A 3,540-nucleotide genomic window follows, 5' to 3' on the forward strand; every position below is an offset into this window, starting at 1 on the left:
AGGGCCGCCGGAGGCTTTCCCCTACAGCTCTTCCAGGTCCCGGTCGCTGAGCCCTTCCGGTCCCGGACACAGCCACCGCCCCGGCGCCCGCCGCATCCCCGGCCGTGGCGGCGCCGACCCCCGCCATGGGCAAGGAACCGGTCTCCCCGGAGATCGTCTCCCAGCATCCCCTTTTCGCCGGGGACCAGACCCTGGACAAAATGTTCTCGGACATGGGGCAGGATGCGGCCGCCCCCAAGGTCGACACCGGGAAAAAGTCCGCCGCGCCTGCCCAGGCGCCGCCGCAGGTCCCGGACGTCGCGCAAAAGGCCCCGGCCCCGGAAGGCCCGCCCACGACGGCCGAATCCCTGGACGTCCCGGCCCAAAAGCCCGGACTTGCCGCGAAAAAACCCGTCAAAGACAAGCCTGTCGCGGCGGGCAAGCCTGCGGCTGGCCCCTCCAGGGGAGCGGTCGTGGCCGTCTCGGCCGTGGACAAGCCCGGGGAATACGTCCTCACCGTCACCACCACGTCCCCGGTGGGCGAGGTGACCCGAACCTACATGGACGGCCCCCCCAGGCTGGTCATCGATCTGGCCGGACGCTGGACCTACACCGGTCCCTTGTCCCTGTCGGGGAAAAGCCCCTTGATCAGGCTTGTGCGGGTCGGCAAACACCCGAACATCCTGCGGCTGGTGCTGGATCTGGCCCCCGAGGCCGTCACCCGGCTGCGCGAGGCCCCGGTGGTGGACAGAACCCCAAACGGCGTGGTCATCCGACTGCCGAAATAGCGCCTGGCCCGCCAAACCGGACAACGGCGCAGCGACAACCCCACAACATCCCAGGCCGACCAGAAACGCGTCCCAAGGGGACCAAACCGTGCGGGATCCATCCTCGCGACAGGGAGAGAACGTGCCGTGAAGCGCACCGTGCGCCTCATTTTCAGACTGGTTCTGTGGATCGCGATTGCCGCAGTGTGTGTGGAGGCCGCCTGCTTCGGGGCCATCACCCTGCTCAATTCCATCATCTACGACAACCTGCGGGAAGGCCCCCGGGCGGCCTACGACCCCTACGCCCTGTTTCTGCAACAGGACGGCATCTGGCCCACCATGGGCATCGCCCAGGCCGAAAAACCCGAGGACAACCGGATCGTCTGGTTCTTCGGCGGCTCCACCATGCGGGCCGGGAACTCGCCCTTCCACACCTCCATCCCCAGCTACGTGGCCACGGAGCTCAATGCCGGTCCAGGCCCCGTGCGCTACAACTGCTTCAATTTCGGCGTCAATTCCTTCAATTCCCTGCTTGAAACCAAATATCTCCAAAAGCTTCTGATCGAATTCCCCTTTCGGCCGAATCTGGTGGTCTTTTACGACGGCGCCAACGACGCCAACTACTTCTCCCTCTACAAGCATCCCTACGGCCACGAGGGCATGGACCGGGTCCAGGGGCTCCTGGAGAGCTATTTCAAGACCCCCATCGGCATCCTCAAACCCCTGTGCGCCGCCTGGTACGCCTCATTCACCCGGGAGATGTATTCCAAGCTGGCCTACGCCATGACCCCGCTTGATCCGGACTCGCCGCTCTTGCAGGAATACATCGACCTGACCGTCAAACGCTACGACCACGTGGCCAAGGTCACCGCCGCCTACGGATCGCAGTTCCTGCTGTTCCTGCAACCCCTGTACTGGGGGGAGACCTGCCTGGACATGGACCCGGCCGTGCATAAGGAAGAAGAAACCGCCATCCTCGGACGCCGGTCCTTTCCCCATGTGCGCCAAAACGTCCTGATCGTCTATGCGGCCCTGGAAAAGGCCCTGGCCTCACGGCCCTATTTTGTGAACCTGCAAAACGCCTTGTGTTCCCGCACGGCTCCGGCGTACACTCCCGACGGCGTGCATCAGACAGAGTCCGGGCGGGAGGACGTGGCCCAGGCCATGCTCCCCATTTTGCGCGACCGCCTCGCCGCCGAGGAACAGACACAAGGGAGGACGCCATGAAACGCGTGTGCGCAATGCTCTGTTGCGCCGTGCTCGTGACGGCGACAGCCATGGCTCAGGGACTTCAGGAACGCCCGCTGGGCGATGCCCAACAACCAACTACAACTGTAACGCCCTCTGCCCAGGTCAGCCCGGCCCATCCGCCAGCGGGCGCCGCAGCCACGACGCCACCCCAACAGGCCGCGCCATCCGCAACTCCGCAACCAGCCGCCCAGCCGGGCGTCCAGCCCGGCGTCCAGCCCGCGCCATCCGATGCCGCCGCGCCGCCCCATCCCAAGCAGACCAGGCAGCGCAAATATTCGAGGGAAGAGGTACATCGGGAGGTCATGGGCTTTTTCGACGGCGGATCGGCCGGGTTGGCCGAACTGGTGGCCAAGGCCTTCAAGGATATGGGGGAGCCCACCGGCTACATCAAGGGCAGCGAGGCCGGAGGGGCGCTTTTGGTGGGCCTGCGCTACGGCACCGGCTATCTGTATCTGAAAAACCACAAGCCCATCGAGGTCTTCTGGCAGAGTCCGTCCGTGGGCATCGACATCGGCCTCAACGCCGTGCGGGTGTTCACCCTGGTCTACGGCATGACACGCCCCGACGAGATCTTCCAGCGTTTTCCCGGGGTCGACGGCAGCGCCTATTTCATCGGCGGCTTCGGCATGAACTACCAGACCAGCAAGGGCCTGGTCCTGGCCCCCATCCGCTTCGGCGTGGGGCTGCGCCTGGGGGCCAACGTGGGCTACCAGCACTACACCCGCACCCAGGAGATCAACCCCTTCTAGGGCGCGTCCCGACGAAACCTTACGCGGCGACGATTCCATCCGGGATCGTCGCCTTTTTCATATCCGCTTTAGACAAGCATGCCCAGGCAGGCGCCCAATTCCCCCAGAACGATGCAGGCCCCGAGGAAATCGCCGTTCACCGCCCCCCGGTCCCTGGCCAGCCCGGCCAGCAGGGCCGCGACCGCCGCACCGCAGGCCAGAGCCAGGACCAGGCCCCGGACGGGAACCAGAAACATCCCGACAGCCATCGCCGTGGCAAGGGCCCAGGCCATGACCCCGGGCCGCGCCCCGTCAAGAAAAAGCCTGCCCAGCCCCGGCCTGCCCAGGCGCCGGGTCATGCCCATAAGCCACACCACGCAGGCCCGGCCCACGACAAACGAAAAAACCACTGCAAAGGCCCGATCAGCCTCAAAAAGCGCGGCGAAAAGCACCAGCTTGCCCGCTAAAACCATAAACAGCCCCATGGCCCCGAAAGCCCCCACCCGGCTGTCCTTCATGATCTCGAAAAACCGCTCCCCCCGGGCCATGCTGCCCCAGGCGTCGGCCACATCGGCCAGTCCGTCGGCATGAAGCCCCCGGGTGGCCCACAGGTCGAGCGCCACCACCAGCCAGGCGCACACCCGCGGGCTGTCGCCAAAAAACACCTGGGCAGGCGCCACCGCCGCCAGCCCAAGCCCCAGCCCCACCACCGGAAACCAGGCCACCGAGGCCGCAAAATCCGCCTCGCGCGCCCCGGCCGCCGGGCCGAAACGGGTCAGAAACCCCAAGGCCGCAAAAAAACCACGAAACATCCC

4 protein-coding genes are annotated in these 3,540 nt (G+C 66.0%); 3 read left to right on the plus strand and 1 reads right to left on the minus strand.

The window, feature by feature from the left end; genetic code table 11:
- Window positions 1-125: 125 nt before the first annotated feature.
- From V3572_RS09815 to V3572_RS09825, 3 genes are all read left to right on the plus strand, one after another.
- Complete coding sequence (locus V3572_RS09815) at window positions 126-767, plus strand: AMIN domain-containing protein (RefSeq protein WP_332110817.1); 642 nt, start codon at window positions 126-128, stop codon at window positions 765-767.
- A 126-nt stretch (window positions 768-893) separates the two neighbouring features.
- Window positions 894-1,973: an SGNH/GDSL hydrolase family protein gene (locus V3572_RS09820; RefSeq protein ID WP_332110818.1), complete on the plus strand. Its 1,080-nt coding sequence runs from the start codon at window positions 894-896 to the stop codon at window positions 1,971-1,973.
- On the plus strand, window positions 1,970-2,746 hold the full coding sequence (locus tag V3572_RS09825; protein ID WP_332110819.1) for a DUF1134 domain-containing protein: 777 nt from the start codon (window positions 1,970-1,972) through the stop codon (window positions 2,744-2,746). The genes V3572_RS09820 and V3572_RS09825 overlap by 4 nt, the downstream gene beginning before the upstream one ends.
- 68 nt (window positions 2,747-2,814) lie before the next feature.
- Here V3572_RS09825 and V3572_RS09830 read toward each other — a convergent pair.
- The coding region (locus tag V3572_RS09830; RefSeq protein WP_332110820.1) for an adenosylcobinamide-GDP ribazoletransferase at window positions 2,815-3,540 on the minus strand (726 nt) is incomplete at its 5' end.

Source organism: Desulfolutivibrio sp., from assembly GCF_036584575.1.
Lineage (GTDB): Bacteria > Desulfobacterota > Desulfovibrionia > Desulfovibrionales > Desulfovibrionaceae > Desulfolutivibrio.

Excerpts from the sequence above, each read along its gene's own strand:
- V3572_RS09815 (WP_332110817.1), top strand. The coding sequence starts at position 126 with ATGGGCAAGGAACCGGTCTCCCCGGAGATCGTCTCCCAGCATCCCCTT.
- V3572_RS09825 (WP_332110819.1), top strand. The coding sequence starts at position 1,970 with ATGAAACGCGTGTGCGCAATGCTCTGTTGCGCCGTGCTCGTGACGGCG.